Raw genomic sequence first — 21,434 nt, forward strand, 5'->3', positions numbered from 1 at the left:
TTGAAAATAAAATTTTCGTTCAATTCTTATGGCATCAAATAATCGTATCTTTGTGACCTAATCTTATACAGGGGTGCCCTAATATAACGGGCTGAGATTATACCCATTGAACCTGATCCGGGTAATGCCGGCGAAGGGAAATGTATGACGGTCGGACCGCTGACGCGGGGGATAAAAATAATCCTGACGGACCGTGTTTTTCAATATACAACTGGATTTTAACCGAAGATAGGGTCGCCCCTTGCCTATCGTAGCCTTTTATTCATTATGAAAAAAGATACGACCTGGAGAAAGTATGTCTGTCTGGTTACCCTGACGATGGTTCTGTTGCAGCTTTGCGGGCCGGTTTGGGCGCAATTTACCCTTTCGGGAACGGTGAAGGATGCGGAAGGCGGGGTGCTGCCCGGAGCCGCCGTGACGCTCGAAGGAACCTACAAGGGAACGTTCACCGATGCCGCAGGTGCCTACCGGCTGACCAGCCTGAAACCGGGTCCGGTGCAGGTCCGGGTGTCGTTGCTGGGCTTCGAGCCGGTGCAGCAGTCAGTGGAGGTCGGTCAGAATGCGGTGTTGAACGTGACGCTTGCCAAAAGCGTCGTGGTGATGGATGAGGTGGTGGTCAGCGCTACACGGGCTAACCAGAAATCCGGCGTCGCCTATACGGACGTGACCCGAAAAGACCTTAAAAAGCTGAATCTCGGCCAGGATTTGCCGTTCCTGCTCAATTTTACGCCATCTTTGGTGACCACCTCCGACGCCGGCGCCGGCGTCGGGTATACCGGCATCCGCATTCGCGGCTCCGACGCCACCCGGATCAACGTGACCCTGAACGGCATTCCCTACAACGATGCCGAGTCGCAGGGCACGTTCTGGGTCAATATGCCGGATTTTGCCTCCTCCGTAAGCAGCATTCAGGTGCAGCGGGGCGTCGGGACCTCCACCAACGGGGCGGGGGCGTTCGGAGCTACGGTCAACGTGCAGACCAATTCGCTCCAGAAGGAAGCCTATGCGGAAAGCAACGTGTCGGCCGGCTCGTTCAATACCCTGAAAACCAACATTCTGGCCGGGACCGGGCTGTTGAACAACCATTTCGTGGTCGATGCGCGGCTCTCCCGGGTGGTCTCCGACGGCTACATCGACCGGGCATCTTCCAATCTCAAGTCATTTTATGTTTCCGGAGGATATTACACCAGCAAAAGCTTTATCCGGCTCAATGTATTCTCGGGCCAGGAGCGGACCTATCAGTCGTGGGGCGGGGTGCCGGAAAACCTACTGAAAACCAACCGGACCTTCAACCCGTATACCTACGACAATGAAACCGATAACTACCAGCAGGATCATTATCAGCTGATCTCTTCGACGGAGCTGAGTAAAAACTGGCGGCTGAATGCCTCTCTGCACTATACGAAAGGGAAAGGCTACTACGAGCAGTTCCGGGAAGACGACGACCTGGCCGACTACGGCCTACCGCCGGTCGTCATCCGCGATTCGACCATCCGCCAGACCGACCTGGTTCGGCGCCGGTGGCTTGACAACGACTTCTACGGCGGGGTTTTCTCGATCGATTACAACAGCTACGGCAAACTGACGGCCAACCTCGGCGGGGGCTGGAACCGGTATCAGGGCAAACACTTCGGCGAAGTGATCTGGGCGCAGTTTGCGAGCACAGGCAGCATCCGCCAGCGGTATTACGACAACGACGCCACCAAAACCGACTTTAACCTCTACGGCAAGGCATTTTACCAGTTTACGCCGAAGCTGAATGCCTATGTAGATTTGCAGGTCCGAACCGTCGATTACAGCTTTCTGGGCTTCGACAACCAGCTTCGGAACGTGCAGCAGGACGACCAGCTGGTCTTTTTCAACCCCAAAGCCGGTCTGACCTATACACTCAACGACCGAAGCTCGGTGTATGCTTCCTACGGCGTCGGCAACAAGGAGCCGAACCGGGACGACTACACCCAGTCGACCCCGGCCAGCCGCCCGAAAGCCGAAACGCTCTACGACTGGGAAGCCGGCTATAAAACCGGCACCGACCGGCTGGCCTTTACGGCCAACGGCTACTACATGAAATACCGCAATCAACTGGTACTGACGGGCCAGATCAATGACGTAGGAGCCTATAACCGCGTCAATATTCCCGACAGCTATCGGGCGGGGATCGAACTCGAAGCCGGGGCGCTGCTGGCGAAAGCCCTCCGCTGGAACGTCAACGCGACCTTCAGCCGCAACAAGGTGAAGAACTTTACGGAGTATGTCGATAATTACGATACCGGCGAGCAGCAGAGCCGGTCATACCGGGAAACCGACATCAGCTTTTCCCCGGACCTCATCGCCGGCTCGCAGCTCCTGTATACACCCGTGAAGGGCCTGGAGGTAGGTCTGTTATCGAAATACGTTGGGAAGCAGTATCTGGACAACACTTCGAACGAGGGCCGTAAACTGGACCCTTACTTCGTCAACGACATCCGGGTCATCTACACCCTGAAGCCCCGATTCATGAACGAGCTGACGTTCACAATCCTGCTGAACAACGTGCTGAACGAACGCTACGAGTCGAACGGCTATAGCTTCAGCTATATTGCCGAAGGCCGCAATACGACCGAGAATTATTATTACCCGCAGGCCGGCCGAAACTTTCTCGCCGGGTTGCACATCCGGTTCTGAAAACGAAGAAGCCGGGTCGCTTCAGCGACCCGGCTTTTTCGTTTTCAACCGATGGCCTGCCGCAGGTCCTCGATCAGATCGTCGGCGTCCTCGACCCCGACACTCAGGCGGATCAGCGTATCTTTCAGGCCGTTCTTCTCGCGTTCTTCCTTCGGGATGCTCGCGTGGGTCATCGAAGCCGGGTGGGTGCAGAGGGATTCGACCCCGCCCAGGGATTCGCCCAGCGAAAACACCTGAAAGCTTTCCATCACTTTGACCGCTTCCGGCAGCGAATCGCCGTGGAGCGTGAAAGACACCATGCCGCCGAAGTCACGCATCTGCCGCCTGGCCAGTTCGTGCTGCGGGTGGGTTTCCAGCCCCGGATAATTTACCTGACTGACTTTGGGGTGTTCACTGAGAAACCGGGCGATTTTCAGCGCGTTCTCGGAGTGCCGCTGCATCCGGAGGTGCAGGGTTTTAATGCCCCGCAGCACCAGAAAACAATCCTGCGGCCCCGGCACGGCCCCGCAGGCGTTCTGAATGAACGTCAGTTGCCGGGCAATTTCGTCGTCGTTCAGGACGATGGCGCCCATCACCGTGTCGGAGTGGCCGCCGAGGTATTTCGTGACCGAGTGCATCACGATGTCGGCGCCGAGGTCGAGCGGGTTTTGCAAATACGGAGAGGCAAACGTGTTGTCGACGGTCAGGAGGATGTTCCGGGCGCGGGTGATGGCGGCAATTGCTTCGATATCGACGATCCGGAGCATCGGGTTGGTCGGCGTTTCGAGCCAAACCATCTTCGTCCGGGGCGTCAGGGCGGCTTCCAGTACGGCCGGGTCTTCCAGACCGATGAACTTGAATTTCAGCCCGAAATCCTGAAATACCTTGGCCATAATGCGGTACGTGCCGCCGTAGAGGTCGCTGCTGGCGATGATCTCGTCGCCCGGTTTGAACAGCTTCAGGATGGCGTCCGTTGCGCCCAGGCCGGAGGAGTAGCAAATGCCGTGCTTCCCGTTTTCGATGGCGGCCAGGTTATTCTGCAATACCGTCCGGGTCGGGTTCTGGGTGCGGGCGTATTCATAGCCCTTGTGTTTGCCCGGCGATTCCTGCACGTACGTCGAGGTCTGGTAGATGGGCGTCATGATGGCGCCCGTCGTGGGGTCGGGTTCAACCCCGGCGTGGATGGCTTTTGTTGCGAATTTCATGCTCGAAAATAATAGGGTTTTCCCAATTTTGTGCTCTTATTGAAACCGGATTCCAACCGATCGAATGCCCGATTCCCTGCTTAAAAAACTATCCGGCCCGGCGCTGGCGGGGCTTCTCCTGAGTGGTGCTCCTCTCCTCTTCAGTTCGGCCCTGACCTACTATACGATTGCAAACGAAAGCCGTGTTGCCGGTTTTGACGCTCTGCAATGGGCCGCCCTGACGGTTTTCTGCGGGATTACCTCCACTTTTGCCCTGACGCCCCCTACCTTTCTGGCTCTTGTTTTCGGGTATTTTCTGGGCTGGGGAGCCCTGCTGCCGGTTTTTGCCCTGAACATGGGGGCTATCCTGCTTGTCAACCGCCTGGTTCACTGGATCGACCGGGACCGTTTTGTCCATTTTATAGAGCAGAACCCGAAAGCCCGGAACGTGCTGGACGGTATTCGGCGGGAAGAACGGAAGGTGATCTTTTTTACGAAGCTCTCCCCGGTGCTGCCCTTCGCCCTGACTAACCTCGTTTTCGCACTGTCGGGAGCCAGATTACGGAATATCTTACTGGGCGGTTTTCTGGGGATGGTGCCGCGCACGGTGCTGGCGGTCTGGGCAGGGCGACAGGCGCGGGAAATCCGTACCCTCCTGGAAAATCCGAATGCAGGAAGCGGGATGCAGCTGGCCATCGGCGGACTGCTGATCGCATCGGTTGCCGGTCTGTACTTCGTCATCCGGCGGGCGATTCCCCGTTAAAGCACCTCGGCCACCTTCTCGATCAGCCGGTTATGGCCGGTCTTCAGGACCGTCAGCTCGTAGGCGTACAGCCGGTGCGTGAGCGGAAGAATGTAGTCGGCCGGCAGCACCCGGTCGTAGTAACCCAGAAAAAACCGGACCCGGATGGGGTGCAGCGTCAGGGTTTTGCCCAGGCGCTCGGGTTTGAAGAAAAGTTTCCGAAAACCGATCCAGGACCGGTAAACCCGCTCCCGCTGGATGGGGGAGGCCAGCGTACTCTCGGCAAACCGCAGCACCGACTTGTCGACCAGCCGCAGGTTTTGCAGAAACTCTCCGGCGACATGGAAGGTGGGCAGGTGTCGGAGAAAAAACCGGAACAGCATCCGGCCGAACGTCGAGCCCGTCGCCAGCCGATACCACGGGCTGACGGTAATTCCGTCCGGGGCCAGCAGGATCAGTTCGGCGGTTTGTTTCGGGAAGAGTTGGGCCGTGGCGAGTGCAAACCGCCCCCCCATGCTGAAGCCGATCACCGCGAAGCGTTCGATCCGATACTGATCGAGAAAGTTCTGAATATACTGACGCCAGGCGGTTTTGGTCAGCACCTCCCCCATGAACTGCACCGGCGGCTCTCCATGAAAGAACAGGTCGAAGGCAAAGAGAGCATACCGGCCCTCGACGGCCCGGGCCAGCGGCTCGAAGCAGCGGTGGTCCTGGCCGATGCCGTGGAAAGCCAGTAAGGCAACCGGGCCGGTGGATAGCTGATGAACGGAAAGCATAGAAAACCCGGCAGTGGGTAAACTGCCGGGAAGGAATCAATCCTGCATCAATAAAAAGGCCTTGATAAAGCCATCCAGATCACCGTCCAGCACGGCTTCGGTGTTGGACGTCTGAAAGCCGGTGCGGTGGTCTTTCACCCGCCGGTCGTCCAGGACGTAGCTGCGGATCTGTGAACCCCACTCGATTCTTTTCTTGCCCGCTTCCACCTCTGCCCGGGCGGCATTGCGCTTCTCGACCTCGATCTGGTACAGCTTCGACTTCAGCAGCCGGATGGCTACCTCCTTGTTCTGAAGCTGGCTCCGCTCCTGCTGGCATTCGATGATGATGCCCGACGGTTTGTGACGCAGCCGCACGGCCGTTTCAACCTTGTTGACGTTCTGCCCGCCGGCCCCGCCCGACCGGAACGTATCCCATTCGATGTCGGCCATATTGACCTCGATCTGAATCGTATCGTCGATCAGCGGATAGGCGAATACCGAGGCAAACGACGTGTGACGCCGGGCGTTGGCGTCGAAGGGCGACACCCGCACCAGCCGGTGAACGCCGTTTTCCGACTTCAGATAGCCGTAGGCGAGCGGACCTTCCACCTCCAGCGTCGCCGACTTGATTCCGGCGCCGTCGCCCGGCTGATAGTCGACCTGCTTTACCTTGTAGCCGTGTTTTTCGGACCACATCAGGTACATCCGGTAGAGCATATCGGCCCAGTCCTGGCTTTCGGTACCGCCCGCACCGGAGTTGATTTCCAGCACCGCGCTGAGCTGGTCCTCCTCGTTGCTGAGCATCTTTTTCAGTTCGAGTTCTTCCAGGGCGGCCTTCACTTTCCCGCCTTCGGCATCGATTTCCTCTTCCGAAACGTCGCCGGCCTCGTAAAACTCATAGAGCGTTTCCAGGTCGCTCAGCATACCGTCGACCTTTTCGTAGCCGCCGGTCCAGCCTTTCAGCGCCCGGACCTGCTTCATGGTCTTTTCGGCGCCCTCGGCATCCTGCCAGAACTCGGGCTGGGATGTACGCTGCTCTAAGTCAGCTAATTGTTCTTTCTTGTTATCGTAGTCAAAGATACCCCCTCAGGGCCTCTACTCTGGCCCTCACGTCCTTTAGCTGGTCGGTCGTCATTGGTGTTGTGAAATGATTTAGTGATGATTCAGCCCCTTCCGGCAGAACCGCTCCGACGGAACAGGGGACACAAAAATACAATTAAAAGGCTCTTTACCGGAAAGATAACCCAATAATTGAGAGCGGGGTTCAGGTCGCCTTCATGCCGGCGAAGGCGGTTGAGAATGAAATAGGTTAATCAACTTTTCAAATTAACTTTGCGTTCCCCTGTCGGAGTGCAGTATATTCTATTCATTCTACATTATACATACCTGAAAAATGGCATCACAATATGATGTAATTGTCGTTGGCAGCGGGCCGGGTGGCTACGTAGCCGCCATCCGTGCGTCGCAGCTGGGGCTGAAGACCGCCGTCGTCGAACGCGAAAGTCTGGGCGGGATCTGTCTGAACTGGGGTTGTATTCCCACGAAAGCCCTGCTGAAAAGCGCCCAGGTGTTTGAATACATCAAACATTCGGAAGACTACGGTATCAAGGTCAGCGGAAACGCCAGCCCCGACTTCGGGGCGGTGATCAAGCGGAGCCGCGGGGTTGCCGATTCCATGAGCAAAGGGGTGAACTTCCTGATGCGAAAAAATAAAATCGATGTGCTGAGCGGCAACGGAAAAGTAAAGCCGGGCCGGAAGGTCGAAGTGACCGATAAAGACGGGAAAGCCACCGAATACGAAGCCAAACACATCATCATTGCCACCGGCAGCCGCGCGCGGCAGCTCCCTGCCGTGCCCATTGACGGCCAGAAGGTGATCGAATACCGCAAAGCCATGACGCTCGAACAGCAGCCGGCCACGATGCTGGTCATCGGGTCCGGGGCCATTGGCGTCGAATTCGCTTACGTGTACGCTTCCATGGGCACGAAAGTGACCATCGTAGAGTTCCTGCCGAACGTGGTTCCAGTCGAAGATGAGGAAATCTCGAAGGAACTTGCCAAGCAGTACAAGAAGCTGGGCGTCGATATCTTTACCAACTCGGAAGTAACGAAGGTCGATACGGGCGGAAAAGGCTGCAAGGTCTTCGTCAAGACGCCGGACGGTGAAAAAACCTTCGACGTGGACGTGGTCCTGTCGGCCGCCGGGGTGGTCGCCAACATTGAAAATATCGGTCTGGAGGACGTCGGAATTGCCGTAGAACGCGGTAAAATTTCCACCGACGACTATTACCGCACGAGCGTAGAAGGCTACTACGCCATCGGCGACTGTACGAAAGGACAGGCCCTGGCCCACGTCGCTTCGGCCGAAGCCATCATCTGCGTCGAGAAAATTGCCGGTCTGGATCACGTCGAGCCGCTGAACTACAACAACATTCCGGGCTGTACGTACTGCCAGCCGGAGATCGCATCGGTCGGGTATACCGAAAAAGCCGCCAAAGAAGCGGGTTTCGATATTCTCGTCGGCAAGTTTCCGTTCTCAGCTTCCGGGAAGGCCAAGGCCGCCGGGGCACCGGAAGGGTTCGTGAAGGTGATCTTCGACAAGAAATACGGCGAGTGGCTGGGTGCGCATTTCATCGGTCATAACGTCACGGAGATGATCGCCGAGGTGGTGGCCGCCCGTAAACTCGAAACCACCGGCCATGAAATTCTGAAAGCCGTTCACCCCCACCCGACCATGTCGGAAGCCGTGAAAGATGCTACGGAAGCCGCCTACGGGGAAGCCATTCACCTGTAAGCCAAACCCATATACAAGGGCGGAATACCGCCTGAAAACCCGCCGGAATCCATTCCGGCGGGTTTTGTTTTTCACAGTTCAGATAAGGAAAGTAACGCTTGGTCCTGCCAAACTTCCGTTTTCGGCCGCCTTCCCTTTCATTCCCTCCCTGCGCCCGTAATTTTGCTGAACCTTCCCGGAGGTTCAGCGCTTCCGGCAGGCCGACAACAACTACGATTGAACCTCTATGAAAAAGACTGTACTTTTCTGCCTGGCGGCTTTCGCCGGCTTTGCCGGCATGGCGAACAACGACCCCATGTCGGGCGCCCTCGCCGGTCTGTCGGCAAAGCTGCAGCCCGTCAAAACCGGCAGCGCCCAGTATGTTCAGAAAGTCGAAGCCGCCAGCCCCTCCTACCGGGCGACGCTCTCGGTCAGTAAAACCGATAACAAGGGCAAAAGCAATGAAGACGCCTATTTTCTGAACCTGTCGGACCTCGACCCCTCGACGGTCGTCTACAAAGTGGAAAGGGACGTCATCGCCGTCCTGGCCGATACCAAACAGCACCGCAAATACGTCCGCTACAGTGAAAACGGCGAGCCGAAGAACCTCACCGACCGCGTGAAGCTGTATGCCGACAACCCAGAAATTGCCAAGGCGCTGGTCGAAAGCCTGAAAAGCGCCATCGTGGCGGCCGAGAAAGCCTACACTCCCTCCCGCACGCCCGACACCATCGACGGCCTGCGGCAGTGGCTGAAAACCAACGTCGGTACGGAATCCATCGGTTCGGATAAGTTCGAGCAGTCGGTCGTGTTCGAAGCCGAAAACCCGCTGCGGGCGATTTTCCGGCGCAGCGAGATCAACGGCAAAGGGGCGGCCACGCAGGAAACCTATTCGTTCAACCTCGGCGACCTGGGCCTGGAAGGTCTCCAGATCGAGACCCGGGGCAGCCGCTTCGAGCTGACGGTCAACGTTCTGCAAAAACAGAAATTCATGGGCTACGCCAAAGACGGGAAGCTGGATAACGTCGTGAGCCATTTCGAGATCATCAGCTCCGACCCCGACCGCATCCGCGACATCGCCGGCGCCTGGCGCAAGCTGATTCCGCTGGCCGTCAAGCAGCTGGAAGCCCAGCGCCCGGCCTTCAACAACCTGGCGGGCGTCCAGAAATACCTGGAAACCAGCATTCATGCCGCTAAAACCAACGACCGCACCATCGAACAGACGCTGAAACCCGACTGTATCTGCACCTACACCCGCCGGGAAACCAGCAACAAGAACAATACGGAGGAAATCTACGAGTTCAACCTGTCCGACCTGTCGGAGAAAGGCGTCCGGCTGGGCGTCGATAAGGAGCTGTACGCCATCGACGTCAAGGCCCGGGATAACCAGAAGCTGATCGGTTACGTCAAGAACGGCGTCCGGCAGAACTACGTCTCCAGCGTCGAACTGGCGGCCGACAACCTCGAAGCGGTCCGGTTCGTTTCGCAGGCATTCGAGAAAGCCGTTCAGGCCTGTAACCAGTCGCGGAAAAGCCCGGTCCCGGCCGGCAACCAGCAGGCCCGACTCGACTGGATCATCAAACAGCTGGAAACCGTACCGGCCGAAGAAATCAAACAGACCCTTGCCGCAGAAAGCGAGCCGGGTCGGCTGAAGCTGGCCGTCGCCCTGAGCGGCCGCAAGGCTTCCGAGCTGGTGTACGACCTCGTTTTGAAGGATCTGAACGCCGATGCCACCACCTTCGAGGTAGACGGCAAGCACGTGTATGTCAACGTGATTACCCGTGGAAAAGAGAAACTGGTGAAGACGCAGAAAGACGGCAAGCCATCCGACTACGTCCACACCGTTCGGATTCAGGTCGACGACATTGAAAAGGCCCGCTATATGGCCGAAGCCTTCAAACTGCTGATCAGGAATACCGTTTCATAAAGTGCGATTCCCCCATCATGAAACCGCAGAGCCGACGCTTTGCGGTTTTTTTATGGCCTTTGGAAGCGTAAAACCGGCCCGGGCGTCGGAATGGAACACGCTGTAGGCGAAAACCAGCCCGAACCCGACCGCCAGCATGACGTGAAAAACGATCATGTCGTAACGCTGGTGATAAAAAGCCATGGCGATGCCGAAAAGGAAATAGACCATCAGTAATCCTTCCGCCACCGTCAGCCAGTTGATGCTCGCCCCCAGATCACGGTGAACATACTTGTTGGTTCGCCAGGAGCTTCCCCCGGCATCGACGTTGAATTTCGGCGTCCGGACGAACGGCGTTTTCCGGCCGATGAAGCCCTCGATCACCGCAATGGAATTGTGCAGCGACAGCCCCATCATCAGCGACGAATACATCGGGAAATAATAAAGCCCCAGCCGTTCCAGGCGCCCCCGGCGTTCGAGCCAGTAGGGAATACCGTAAAAGCTGAGCAGAATCAGCAGATTCACCTGGAAGAAACCCAGCAGGAAGAATACCCAGTCATATTCGGGATGCCTGATCCGGATGTACAGCACCGGCACGCTCAGTACCCCGAGCAGGAACACCAGAATGAAGGTCGAACTGCTCAGCAGGTGAAAAAAGGCGTGTATTTTGACCCGAAGGGATACGCCCGGCGCCCGCAGTACCCGCAGCATCAGCTTCCGGGCGCATTCGGCGGCTCCCTTCATCCAGCGGTACTGCTGTGATTTAAGGGCCTTCATCGCCACGGGCAGCTCGGCCGGCGAACCGATGTCTTCGCGGTAGACGAATTTCCAGCCTTTCAGCTGGGCGCGGTAGCTGAGGTCGAGGTCTTCGGTAATGGTATCGCTGCTCCAGCCCCCGGCCTCCAGGATGGCCTGTTTCCGCCAGACGCCGGCCGTGCCGTTGAAGTTCATAAAGTAACCGTCGGCATTCCGGCCGCCCTGCTCCACGAAAAAGTGAGCATTCAGCCCGAAGGCCTGAAGCTGGGTCAGAATGGAATAGTCTTCGTTGAGGTGCGTCCAGCGCGTCTGCACGATTCCGACTTTAGGATTTTCGAAATGCGGTATGGTTTTCAGCAGAAAGTCGGGGTCCGGCACGAAGTCGGCGTCGAAAATCGCGAGGAATTCCCCTTTCGCCTGCTGAAGCCCATAGGCGAGCGCTCCGGCCTTGAAGCCTTTGCGGTCCGGACGACGGATGTGCCGGATGTCTAGGCCGTGCCGCCGGAAGTGGGCCACCCGGTGGGCAATGATGTCCACCGTTTCGTCCGTCGAGTCGTCGAGGACCTGAATTTCCAGCTTTTCACGGGGATAGTTCAGGGCCGCGATGGAATCGATCAACCGCTCGGCCACATAAAGCTCATTATAGACCGGCAGCTGAATCGTCACGAACGGAACTTGTTCGGCGGGTCGGCCGTCGTAATCCCGAAACCGGGTATAGCTTTTTCTTTTATGCTTTATATAGCTGAATATGAGGCTCAATTGGTTGCAGTTGTATAAAAATAGCAACGTTACGACCAGCCCATATAATACCAACACCAACGCTTCCATCTCTTCGTGTTCACCCTATGATTTTGCACCTGAAAAACTGCACGAATGCTTTTTTGTTCATCAAAGCCGGATTTTGTGCTTTTATGGCGTAGGGGATTTATTCCGGGCAATTTTTGCGTCTTGGCGGTTAAAAAATATATTTAACGCATGAAAATATCCTTCATCGGAGCCGGCAACCTGGCCTGGCATCTGGCGATTGCGTTCGAGAATGCGGGCCACCCGGTATCTGAAGTATACAGCCGTGACGTCGACCATGCCCGCAGACTGGTTTCCATGCTGTATGATGCCCGGCTCAACCCTGACCTGAATTTTGCCGAAAGCTCCTCCGATCTGTTCGTTCTGGCCATTCCGGACGATGCCATCGAGGAGGTGACGGCTCGGCTGGTACTGCCGGAAAACGCGATTCTGGTGCATACGTCGGGCAGCAAACCGCTCGAAGTGCTGCGTAGGCTGATGGATATTTACAGCGACGTTCCGGTTCGGACCGGCGTCTTCTATCCCCTGCAAACCTTCACCGAAAGCACTCCGGCACTCAGTTTCGACGACATTCCGCTCTGTATCGAAGCCGACGACCCCGACACCGAAGAACGTCTCGTGGCGCTGGGGCAGGAAATGAGTTCGGTCGTCTATCTGGTCGATTCTCAGGAGCGGAAGGTGCTCCACCTGGCCGCCGTTTTTGCCTGCAACTTCACGAATTACCTGCTCGGCGTCGCCAAAGACCTCACCGACGCCGAAGAACTGGAATTCGACCTGCTGAAACCGCTGATTGAAGAAACCATCCGGAAGGCCCTCGATGCCCCGCATCCGGCGCAGGTGCAGACCGGCCCGGCCCGCCGGGGGGACCTCGATACAATAAGCCTTCATCTGGATTTTTTGTCCGACAAACCAGAGCTGCTCCAGGTTTATCAGCTCCTTTCGGACGGTATTCAGCGGACAGTCGTTCGGACGCAGCGCAGTTAAGGGAAACGGGCGGCTTTCAGATCCGTTCGGTACGGATTCCGCCGGTACGGGCGGCAATGCGGGCGCACTGCTCCAGGCCCTTCCAGGTGTCGTGCAGCCCTTTGATGAGATGGTAACAGCCTTTTTGGGGAGTGGCCTTACTGGTCAGAACCGGCTCGTTCTTCCGGTCGAGAATACCGAACCATTCCTTATAATCTTTGTCGGGGAAATGCTGCCAGGTGTAAGAATGGACCTTCTGAAACCACTTCAGGCAGTCGTTCATCCGGGTATGATGGTAGCCCCGCACAAAAACCGAAAGAGCCTCCGTGTGCGTCCACCAGATTTTGCGGTCCCATTCGCTGTAGATGCCGGGCCGGTCCTTTAAATCGGCATATTGAATAAAACCGCCCGAAGGCTCGTCCCAGCAGATTTCGGCCAGGTGCAGTGCCATTTGAACGGCCTGCTGCGCAAGCCGGCGATTGCCGGTAAGTTCGGCGGCTTCGAGCAGGTAGCCTGCCGTTTCAAACACATAACCGCCATGCAGCCGCCGGCCGGTGGTGCAGTCGCAGAAGGCCCCTTCGGGCAGCACGTTCTCCCGCAGCAGATTAATGCGTTTGTCGTAAAACTCGTTCTGAATTTCGGCGATGACGGTTTCCAGCGTCTGTTTGAAAAACTCCGGGCTGAGCAGAGACTGACATTCGATCACGGCTTTCAAAACCATCATCGGTTCACTGAGGTGTTTGAACTGCCGGAATCCGCCGAGTTCGGCTTCCCACCGTTCGCGCTGGTTCTGCCGGACTTCCAGCAGCCGGTGCAGGGTCTGCTGGGCGGTTAGGGCGTGTTCCTCGTCGCCCGAGCAGCGGAAAAAACGGGCAAAGGCCATGACGGCCGAGCAGTCGGGAACGACGGTCCGGGCCGGGGTGACGGGCCGCCCCCGCCGGTCGACCGTATCCAGCCAGCGACCGTCGGGTTGCCGGCCGTGTTTCAGCAGAAAATCCACGCCGTGCCGTGCCAGAGACAGCCACTCGGGAATGGCATCCACCTGATGATGCAGGAAGGAAAAGCCCCACACCTGCTGCGCCTGAAGCGCAACGAGCTTGTCGGTATCGAAAACCACCCCCTGGTCGGTCAGGGCATTGTAATATCCTCCGCAGGTCAGATCGCGGCTATGGGTAATCCAGAAAGGGAGAATGGTTCGAAAAAGAGCTTCCTGATACTGGGCGGCCAGTTTACTGAATTCCATGAACGCACTCGGCAAAAGTTGACTTACCCGAAGCTATAAGAAAATCGGGGCAAACGGAAATTAAACCGAGGGAAGGCGTATTTTAGTGCTTCAACCTTTTCCGGCATGACCGCTTTACAGGAACGCTTCAAACGAATTACCACCTTCATCTTCGACGTCGACGGGGTGATGACCGACGGCAGCGTCAACGCGCTCGAATCCGGAGAACAATTCCGGACCTTCCACATCCGCGACGGCTACGGCATCGAGCGGGCCATCCACGCCGGCTACCGGGTCGCCATTCTGTCGGCAGCCAGTCAGGTCGGCGTGCGGAAACGGCTTGAATTTCTAAAGATAAAGGACATCTTCATGGGCGGCCCCACCGAACAGAAGATCCATGCCTATCTGGGTTTCCTGAATCGGGATAAAATTTTCGAAGAAGAAGTGCTGTATATGGGCGACGATCTGCCGGATTATCAGGTTCTTTCCCGCCCCAATCTGCTCAGCACCTGCCCGGCCGACGCAGCCGATGAAATCAGGGCGGTCTGCGACTACATTTCGCCGATGCCGGGGGGCCGGGGCGCCGTCCGGGACGTGATCGAACAGGTGATGAAAGCCCAGGGCAAATGGCTCTCCTGGCTGACCAACGAAGAACCGTTCAAACTACACAACGAAAAATAAGCCCGCCGGACCCGACCGACAGGCTTACCTCCTGGCGCTCCGGGAAACCGGTTTACCAGTTCCGGGCCAGTTCTTCAAACTCCTGAAGCAAATACCGCGTGCGTTCGCCGGGCCGGCCATCGGCGATGGTCAGGTCGCCCACCTGCGTAATCGGCAGCACCTTTTTGGTCGAACTGGTCGTGAAGGCTTCGTCGGCGTCGTACAGATCGGAGAGCAGCACCGGGCACTCTTCCACTTTGAAGTCGTTCTGGGCCAGATGCATGATCGTCCGGCGGGTGATGCCGTGCAGAATATGCCGGTTGGGGGTGAGGAGCCGGTCTCCTTTGAAAATGAAGAAGTTGCTGCGGCTCAGTTCACTGATTTCGCCGTTTTTCTGATAAAGCACATCCGACGCCCGGGCCGAGCGGATAGCCTGCGCCAGCAGAATGACCCGTTTGTAATCCGTACTCTTCACTTCGGCCATTTCCCGGACATACTCGTCCAGAATCACCTTGATGCCTTCTTCATACTGATTCGACGGAGACGGATGAAGTTCTTCGGTCATCATCAGCAGGTTGGGCCGGGTTACGCTGATGCTGTCGGGGCTGTAGCCTCCCGTCAGCACGAACCGGACGCCCACCTCCGGCATGTCGCTTTTTTCAATCAGCTTCATCACGATCCGGTAGGCTTCGTCTTTCTGAACCGGAACCGTCAGGTGCATTTTAACGGCCGAATTGGCGAAACGGCCCCAGTACCAGTCCCATTGAAAGGGCCGGCCGTTATAGGTCCTGAAGTAGTCGAATAGTCCGAAGCCGCGCAGCAGACCCAGATCGGTTACTCCAAACGAAATCTGGTCGACGGGGAGAATGGTGCCGTTGAAATAACCGTACATAGCAAGCCGTGGCCCGGGGCCGTCTTTCCCTACGGCCCCGACACATTAAACCAGTTTCTTGTATTTGATCCGCTTCGGGGTGGCGTCGGTGCCGAGCCGCTTCCGGCGGTTTTCTTCGTATTCGGAAAAGTTTCCTTCGAACCAGTACACCTGCGAATCGCCTTCAAAGGCCAGAATGTGAGTGGCCACGCGGTCGAGGAACCAGCGGTCGTGGGAGATGATGACGGCGCAGCCCGCAAAGTTTTCGAGGCCTTCCTCCAGCGCCCGGAGCGTGTTGACGTCCAGGTCGTTGGTCGGTTCGTCGAGCAGCAGCAGGTTGGCACCTTCCTTCAGCATCATCGCCAGGTGCACCCGGTTTCGCTCTCCGCCCGACAGGTTGGCGATTTTCTTTTCCTGATCGGAGCCGGTGAAGTTGAACCGGCTGACATAGGCCCGGGCGTTCACCTGTTTGCCGCCGAGAATCACCCATTCGTTGCCGCCGGAAATGGTCTGGAAGACGGTTTTATCGGGGTCCAGCCCGTCGTGTTCCTGATCCACATAAGCCCATTTGACGGTTTCACCCACGTCGAACGAACCCTGGTCGGCTTTGTCCTTGCCGGTGATCAGTTTGAAAAGAGTCGTTTTTCCGGCCCCGTTCGGTCCGATAATTCCGACGATACCGCCCTGGGGTAACTGGAAGCCCAGGTGCTCGAACAGCAGCCGGTCGCCGAAGGCTTTCGCCACATCGTTCGCTTCGATCACTTTGGACCCGAGTCGCGGGCCGGCCGGGATGAAGATCTCCAGTTTGTCTTCCTTCTGGCGGGTTTCTTCGCTCAGCAGTTTTTCGTAGGCGCCCAGACGGGCTTTGGATTTGGCCTGACGTGCTTTCGGGGCCATCCGGACCCATTCCAACTCGCGCTGAAGGGTTTTCTGTCGTTTAGATTCCTGTTTCTCTTCCTGAGAAAGGCGGTTCTGTTTCTGTTCGAGCCAGGAGGAATAATTGCCTTTCCAGGGGATGCCCTCGCCCCGGTCGAGTTCCAGGATCCAGCCGGCGACGTTGTCGAGGAAATACCGGTCGTGGGTCACGGCGATGACGGTTCCGGCATACTGGCGCAGGTGTTCTTCCAGCCATAACACCGACTCGGCGTCGAGGTGGTTGGTCGGCTCGTCGAGCAGCAGCACGTCGGGCTGCTGAAGCAGCAGGCGGCAGAGGGCCACCCGGCGTTTTTCACCGCCGGACAGGGTAGCCACGAGGGCGTCGGAGGGTGGACAGCGAAGGGCATCCATGGCCTTTTCCAGCCGGTTATCCAGTTCCCAGGCGTTCAGGTGGTCGAGTTTTTCCTGCACTTCTCCCTGCCGCGCGATCAGTTTGTCGAAGTCGGCATCCGGGTCGCCGAAGGCCTCGTTGATCTGGTCGAACTCCTTCAGCAGCCGGACGGTTTCCTCCACGCCCTCTTCCACGACCTCCCGCACGGTCTTGTTCGGATCCAGTTGCGGCTCCTGTTCCAGCATGCCCACGGAGTAGCCCGGAGAGAACACGACCTGCCCCTGATAGTTCTTGTCAATACCCGCTATAATGCGTAATAAAGTGGATTTTCCCGAGCCGTTTAAGCCCAAAACGCCGATTTTTGCGCCGTAAAAAAAGGAAAGGTAGATATTCTTTAGGATTTGTCGGTTTGGCGGAATAATTTTACTGACACCCGCCATGGAGAATATTATGGTTTCCTGGCTCATTGATTTTCTTAAATTTGTGGTTGGCAAATATCGATAATAAAACCCATTAGCTTAGCCTTAAAGAGTAAAATAATGGAACAGGCTCAATTGGTAGACGAATACGGTTACGTCAAAGACGGAAAGGTATTCTTATCGGGCTACCTCAGCTATCCGGACCGGCAAATCGGCGAAGTCAAGCGTACCGAGCAGGAAGCGCTCGACTATTTCAAAAATCGGTTCACCATCGCCGAGAACAAGGTCAATCAGTTGGAACAGGAGGTAGAGGAAGCCCAGAACAAAGGGTCCTATCTGACCAAACTGGTTCAGCTGCGCAAAAAACTCGTCAGCTTCGATGCCATCGGCAACTTCGTCCCCCTGCTGAACCGACTCGACGCTCAGGAAGAGGTGCTGATCGATCTGATTCGGAAGAACCAGCTCAAAAACCTGGAGATCAAGCGGGCGCTGCTCGCCGAAGCGGAAAGCATCGCCGACAGCTCGGACTGGAAGGATACCGCCGATAAGCTGCAGGAGGTCAAGTCGAAGTGGATCAAAACGGGTCCGGTCGATAAAGACCTGGATGCTACGATCGAAACGCGGTTTACGGAAGCCCTCGACGGGTTTTTTCAGCGTCGGCGCGAATTCTTCAACGAGCAGAACAAGGTCATTCAGGAGCGGCTGGATAAGTATGAAAGCCTCATCCAGCAGGCCGACCGGGCCGTTCGAAGCGTGTACGAAGCCGACCGGAGCCGCCCCTTCAAGCGGGATCAGACCGATCCGGAGGCCATCGAACGGGCCGCCATCGCGGAAGAACGCTACATGAAGGCGCTGACGGAAGCTTACCACCTCATCCGGAACCTCAATAACGAATGGAAGGAAGTCGGTGAAGTGCCGATCAAGAAGTCAGGTAAAATCCTGAAACGGTTCCGGCGCTCCACCAAGACGGTTTTTGATAAATATAACCTCGCCCGCGGGATTCAGCCAAAAGTACGGATCGACCCGCGCGTCGAGCAGCAGATGAAGATGGCCGACGAAGCCGAACGGCTCGCCAAACAGTCGAACATCACCGCGGCCGCCGACCGGGCCAAAGAACTCCTCAACCAGTGGAAGGAGATCAAGATTCCCTTCAAGCTGGTCGACAAGCAGGTGTCCGACCGCTTCCGCGCGGCCTGTGACAAGATCTTCGAGCTGAATTATCTGGAGCGGGTCATCACCCGGAAGTATCCGGCCTTTGAACTGAAAAGCCGTTCGGAGCAGTTACGGACTAAAATCCGTGAAATGGAGTACCTGATCCGGCGGGAAAAGAGTGATCTGGCGCTGGCTATGAGCAATGTGGACTCGATGGGTCGCAACGAGGAGATGGACAAGATGATCATGGGCAAAATCAATACCCAGAAGCGGAAAATCGCGATGAAGGAAGTCATACTGACCGAGTTCAATAAAGAGCTGAGTCAGTATTAAAATAAGGCTGAAAGCCAGAAAAGCGGAGAGGCTGTGCGCTGCGGATTTCCATCCTGCAATGCACAGCCTCTCCGCTTTTTAATGGTTTATGGCTGACCCGGTTACGGCTTCCTCCGCTTCAGGGCCAGATCGTGGGCGGTATCGTAATAGGAACGCAGGTTGGTCCAGTCGAACACTTCGGAGATATTCTCCACGCGGTTGCGCTGGGCGATCCGGTCGCGCTGGGAGAGCCGGACAAAGCGGAACAGGATGTTGGCCAGCTGGTCGGCGGCTTCGTTGAACGTCTGGGTTTTCCGGTTGACGACGTAAATGCCCCGGTTTTCATAATCCCGCATGATCTGCATAATGAAGTCGCCGAAGCCGGAGAGGTCGCTCGTTACCGTCGGAATACCGCGCACGACGCATTCCAGCGGAGTATACCCCCAGGGTTCGTAATAGCTCGGGAAAATGCCGAGGTGGCAGCCCCGCACGAACTGGCCGTAATCCAGACCGAAAAGGGGGTTGGTCGAGGCAATAAAATCGGGGTGGTAAACGACTTTAACCCGGTCGTGGTCATTGTTGACCAGCTTGACCTGCCGGATAAACCGAACCATGTCGTCCTCCTGCACCAGGTTGTGCGTCACGAAAGGCGGAAGCTTCCGGGTCTTGAAACTCTGGATGGTTCGCCGGAGCCGCAGCCGCCAGTATTCGTCGACGAACTGGTTCAGATCCGGAAGGGTGATGTCGTCGCCCGAAGCCGCGTTTAGGAATAAGCGTTCGCCCACCTGTTGTTCGATGGCCTTGGCGGTTTCCTGAATTTCGTCGAGCAGCGCCCGGCTGTGCAGCACGTCGGGGTCGATGGATTGAAACGGCTGTTTGGTAATCAGGAACATGATTACCGTCATATCCATATTGGCCTCCCGCATCTTCCAGTTCAGCCGGGCGAGGGCTTCCAGCGTCAGGTCATAGCCCTTGTTGCTGAACTCGAACCGGCCCGACGTGAAAAAGTACAGGGTCTTCTCCAGATCGAACGAATAGCTCTGGAAGAAGTGGCCCATCACGAACTCATGAATGCGCTCCTTGTATTTGACGTGCAGGTTCTGAAACTCGTGTACCGCCGTAAACCGCATGATGTTCAGGCCGTTCGGCAGGATCAGGTCCGGGATGCGGCCGAGGAACACCTCACACTCACGGGAGGTCACGTCGCTGACGGTCGTAAAGACATGACATTGCTGGGCGGAAAGCCGTTCGATGGTCGCCTGGGCCTCGATGCCGTAGTGCCGGGCCTCCCGCTGCCAGTCGAAAAAGGGCAGTTTGCCGTAGAAGCCGGTTTCATTCTGCGCCAGATACCGGCCCAGCATGGTGGCATGAGTGGTGAAGATGGTGGCGACCTTGACGTTGTCGTGTCGCAGATCCGGCAGGCCGCTGCTGGCCATCCACTCGTGAAAATGAACGGCGATGTCGACGGTCCGGGCGCTTTCGCCGGCCAGTTCCGTCAGAAAAATGCGAACCATCTCACCGAAAGCCACTACCTGATTGACCAGGTCCTCGACGCCGAGGGTCGAAATCTTGTGCCGTTCCCAGAGCAGGTATTTGACACGGTCGATGGCCGAGCCGAGGCTGCCGGTGCCGAAGAGGACTACCCGTGGTTTGCCCGTGATGAGCCAGTAACCATATTGTACATCCAGCCCCTGCGACCGCATTTTCTCGACGGTCCGACTGATTTCGGTGCCGTCGTCGTGCGTAATCGGTTCAAATTCAACGGCGGCTTTCTGCGGAAAATAAGGGCCGAGCAGTAGATAGTCCGTGTCCCATTTCTCGACCATGGAAGGCACTTTGGACCGGATGACGGTATAGATACCGCCTACCTGGTTGCAAACTTCCCAGGCAACTTCAATCAGCAGTTTACGCTTGGCAGTGGAGATCAGCGATTCCAAATCAGTAGAATTGGTTAGGGGTAGCTAACATACCAATTTTCGCTTATCCGACAAAAATTGTACTTCTTTTCCCGGTAAGTGGCTATCGTACCCGAACTATGAATGTAAAAACAGGGCACCTGCGCAGATCAGGCAATTAGCGAGGTGATTTTACTACTTTTGCACTAACTTTCAAATTACCGTTTCAATTCATGTCCTCCGATCCCCGACACATTCTGTTAATGGATGGTCCCGACAGCACCGGTTTGATTCACAGCGTAACGGGCGTGCTGGCCCACCACCACCTGAATATCATCCGCAACGATGAATATGTCAGCCCCGACCGGCAGTTTTTCATGCGGACGGAATTTGAAGGCCAATACGAGTCGGCGGCCCTGATGGAAGAACTGGAAAAAACACTGCCCGCGGGCATCCATCTCCGGATCAATCCGAAGAAAAAGAAGAATATCGTCGTTTTTGTTACAAAAGAGCATCATTGTCTGGCCGAGCTGCTCATCCGGTATGCCTTCAACGAGCTGGACGCCGACATCCTGGCCGTGTTCAGCAACTACAACACGCTTCAGCCGCTGGTCAGCAAATTCGGAATACCGTTTCATTTTATTTCGCACGAGCATAAGTCCCGGGAGGAACACGAGGAAGCTCTTCTGCGGACCCTCTCCATCTACGAACCCGAGTACCTGGTGCTGGCGAAATACATGCGGGTGCTGACGCCGGAGTTCGTCCGTCACTTCCCCAACCGGATCATCAACATTCACCATTCGTTCCTGCCGGCGTTCGTCGGGGCCAATCCGTACCGGCAGGCCTACGATCGGGGCGTCAAGATCATCGGCGCCACCGCGCACTTCGTCAACAACGACCTGGACGAGGGGCCGATCATCGCCCAGAGCATCAAGGACGTCGATCACCGCCACACGGCCGCCGACATGGCGACCGAGGGGAAGGACGTGGAGAAAATCGTGCTGTCGCAGGCGCTTAAGCTCGTTTTCAACGACCGGGTTTTCATTCATCATAACCGGACCATCATCCTTTGAAACCGGGGGCCGTAAACCAACGGGCCGTGGGAATAGT

General features: G+C 56.7%; 16 protein-coding genes and 1 riboswitch. Of the genes, 8 read left to right on the forward strand and 8 right to left on the reverse strand.

Going from position 1 to position 21,434, the window contains the following annotated elements:
* The first annotated feature begins 59 nt into the window (after positions 1-59).
* Positions 60-157, forward strand: a riboswitch (TPP riboswitch).
* A gap of 110 nt (positions 158-267) precedes the next feature.
* Complete coding sequence (locus tag DX909_RS11790; protein ID WP_128545385.1) at positions 268-2,664, forward strand: TonB-dependent receptor; 2,397 nt, start codon at positions 268-270, stop codon at positions 2,662-2,664.
* A 44-nt stretch (positions 2,665-2,708) separates the two neighbouring features.
* Here DX909_RS11790 and DX909_RS11795 read toward each other — a convergent pair whose 3' ends face one another.
* Entirely contained in the window at positions 2,709-3,848 is a 1,140-nt protein-coding gene (locus DX909_RS11795) for a cystathionine gamma-synthase (RefSeq protein ID WP_128545386.1), read from the reverse strand.
* A 64-nt stretch (positions 3,849-3,912) separates the two neighbouring features.
* On the opposite strand from DX909_RS11795, the gene DX909_RS11800 reads away from it, so the two are divergent.
* Positions 3,913-4,590 (forward strand): TVP38/TMEM64 family protein, encoded by a 678-nt coding sequence (locus DX909_RS11800; RefSeq protein WP_128545387.1) that lies wholly within the window; start codon positions 3,913-3,915, stop codon positions 4,588-4,590.
* Here DX909_RS11800 and DX909_RS11805 read toward each other — a convergent pair.
* On the reverse strand, positions 4,587-5,345 hold the full coding sequence (locus DX909_RS11805) for an alpha/beta hydrolase (RefSeq protein ID WP_128545388.1): 759 nt from the start codon (positions 5,343-5,345) through the stop codon (positions 4,587-4,589). The genes DX909_RS11800 and DX909_RS11805 overlap by 4 nt on opposite strands.
* A gap of 36 nt (positions 5,346-5,381) precedes the next feature.
* Positions 5,382-6,459 (reverse strand): peptide chain release factor 2 gene (gene prfB, locus DX909_RS11810; RefSeq protein ID WP_128545389.1). Its coding sequence is split into 2 segments (ribosomal slippage): positions 5,382-6,398 and positions 6,400-6,459, totalling 1,077 coding nucleotides; the frame shifts between segments, so codons are not numbered across the junction.
* Positions 6,460-6,717: 258 nt separating this feature from the next.
* Here prfB and lpdA point away from each other — a divergent pair.
* Together lpdA and DX909_RS11820 are read left to right on the forward strand one after the other, a co-directional pair.
* Positions 6,718-8,118 carry a dihydrolipoyl dehydrogenase gene (gene lpdA, locus DX909_RS11815; RefSeq protein ID WP_128545390.1) on the forward strand — a complete coding sequence of 467 codons (1,401 nt, stop codon included), beginning with the start codon at positions 6,718-6,720 and terminating at the stop codon, positions 8,116-8,118.
* 226 nt (positions 8,119-8,344) lie between these two features.
* Positions 8,345-10,024 carry a hypothetical protein gene (locus tag DX909_RS11820; protein WP_128545391.1) on the forward strand — a complete coding sequence of 560 codons (1,680 nt, stop codon included), beginning with the start codon at positions 8,345-8,347 and terminating at the stop codon, positions 10,022-10,024.
* Between the two features lie 15 nt (positions 10,025-10,039).
* Here the strand turns inward: DX909_RS11820 and DX909_RS11825 are convergent, their stop codons facing one another.
* The gene (locus DX909_RS11825; RefSeq protein ID WP_128545392.1) at positions 10,040-11,587 is read right to left on the reverse strand and encodes a cellulose synthase family protein; all 1,548 of its coding nucleotides are present in this window, start codon (positions 11,585-11,587) and stop codon (positions 10,040-10,042) included.
* A 147-nt stretch (positions 11,588-11,734) separates the two neighbouring features.
* On the opposite strand from DX909_RS11825, the gene DX909_RS11830 reads away from it, so the two are divergent.
* Positions 11,735-12,547, forward strand: a complete 813-nt coding sequence (locus DX909_RS11830; RefSeq protein WP_128545393.1) for a Rossmann-like and DUF2520 domain-containing protein — start codon at positions 11,735-11,737, stop codon at positions 12,545-12,547.
* 16 nt (positions 12,548-12,563) lie between these two features.
* Here the strand turns inward: DX909_RS11830 and DX909_RS11835 are convergent, their stop codons facing one another.
* Positions 12,564-13,769: an AGE family epimerase/isomerase gene (locus DX909_RS11835; protein WP_128545394.1), complete on the reverse strand. Its 1,206-nt coding sequence runs from the start codon at positions 13,767-13,769 to the stop codon at positions 12,564-12,566.
* A 105-nt stretch (positions 13,770-13,874) separates the two neighbouring features.
* Here DX909_RS11835 and DX909_RS11840 point away from each other — a divergent pair, with 105 nt between their 5' ends.
* On the forward strand, positions 13,875-14,429 hold the full coding sequence (locus DX909_RS11840; RefSeq protein WP_128545395.1) for a KdsC family phosphatase: 555 nt from the start codon (positions 13,875-13,877) through the stop codon (positions 14,427-14,429).
* A gap of 52 nt (positions 14,430-14,481) precedes the next feature.
* On the opposite strand, the gene DX909_RS11845 is transcribed toward DX909_RS11840, so the two are convergent.
* A complete protein-coding gene (locus DX909_RS11845) occupies positions 14,482-15,300 on the reverse strand; it encodes an aminotransferase class IV (protein ID WP_128545396.1) in 819 nt (272 codons plus the stop codon).
* A 45-nt stretch (positions 15,301-15,345) separates the two neighbouring features.
* Positions 15,346-17,013, reverse strand: coding sequence for an energy-dependent translational throttle protein EttA (gene ettA / locus DX909_RS11850; protein ID WP_128545397.1), 1,668 nt, complete (start codon positions 17,011-17,013; stop codon positions 15,346-15,348).
* Positions 17,014-17,085: 72 nt separating this feature from the next.
* Between ettA and DX909_RS11855 the strand changes: the two genes are divergently transcribed.
* Complete coding sequence (locus tag DX909_RS11855) at positions 17,086-18,450, forward strand: DUF349 domain-containing protein (RefSeq protein WP_128545398.1); 1,365 nt, start codon at positions 17,086-17,088, stop codon at positions 18,448-18,450.
* A 101-nt stretch (positions 18,451-18,551) separates the two neighbouring features.
* Here the strand turns inward: DX909_RS11855 and DX909_RS11860 are convergent, their stop codons facing one another.
* Positions 18,552-20,366: a glycosyltransferase gene (locus tag DX909_RS11860; RefSeq protein WP_128545399.1), complete on the reverse strand. Its 1,815-nt coding sequence runs from the start codon at positions 20,364-20,366 to the stop codon at positions 18,552-18,554.
* A 191-nt stretch (positions 20,367-20,557) separates the two neighbouring features.
* Here DX909_RS11860 and purU point away from each other — a divergent pair, with 191 nt between their 5' ends.
* Positions 20,558-21,397, forward strand: a complete 840-nt coding sequence (gene purU / locus DX909_RS11865) for a formyltetrahydrofolate deformylase (protein WP_128545400.1) — start codon at positions 20,558-20,560, stop codon at positions 21,395-21,397.
* Positions 21,398-21,434 lie beyond the last annotated feature (37 nt).

Source organism: Larkinella soli, assembly GCF_003703975.1.
Taxonomy (GTDB): domain Bacteria; phylum Bacteroidota; class Bacteroidia; order Cytophagales; family Spirosomataceae; genus Larkinella; species Larkinella soli.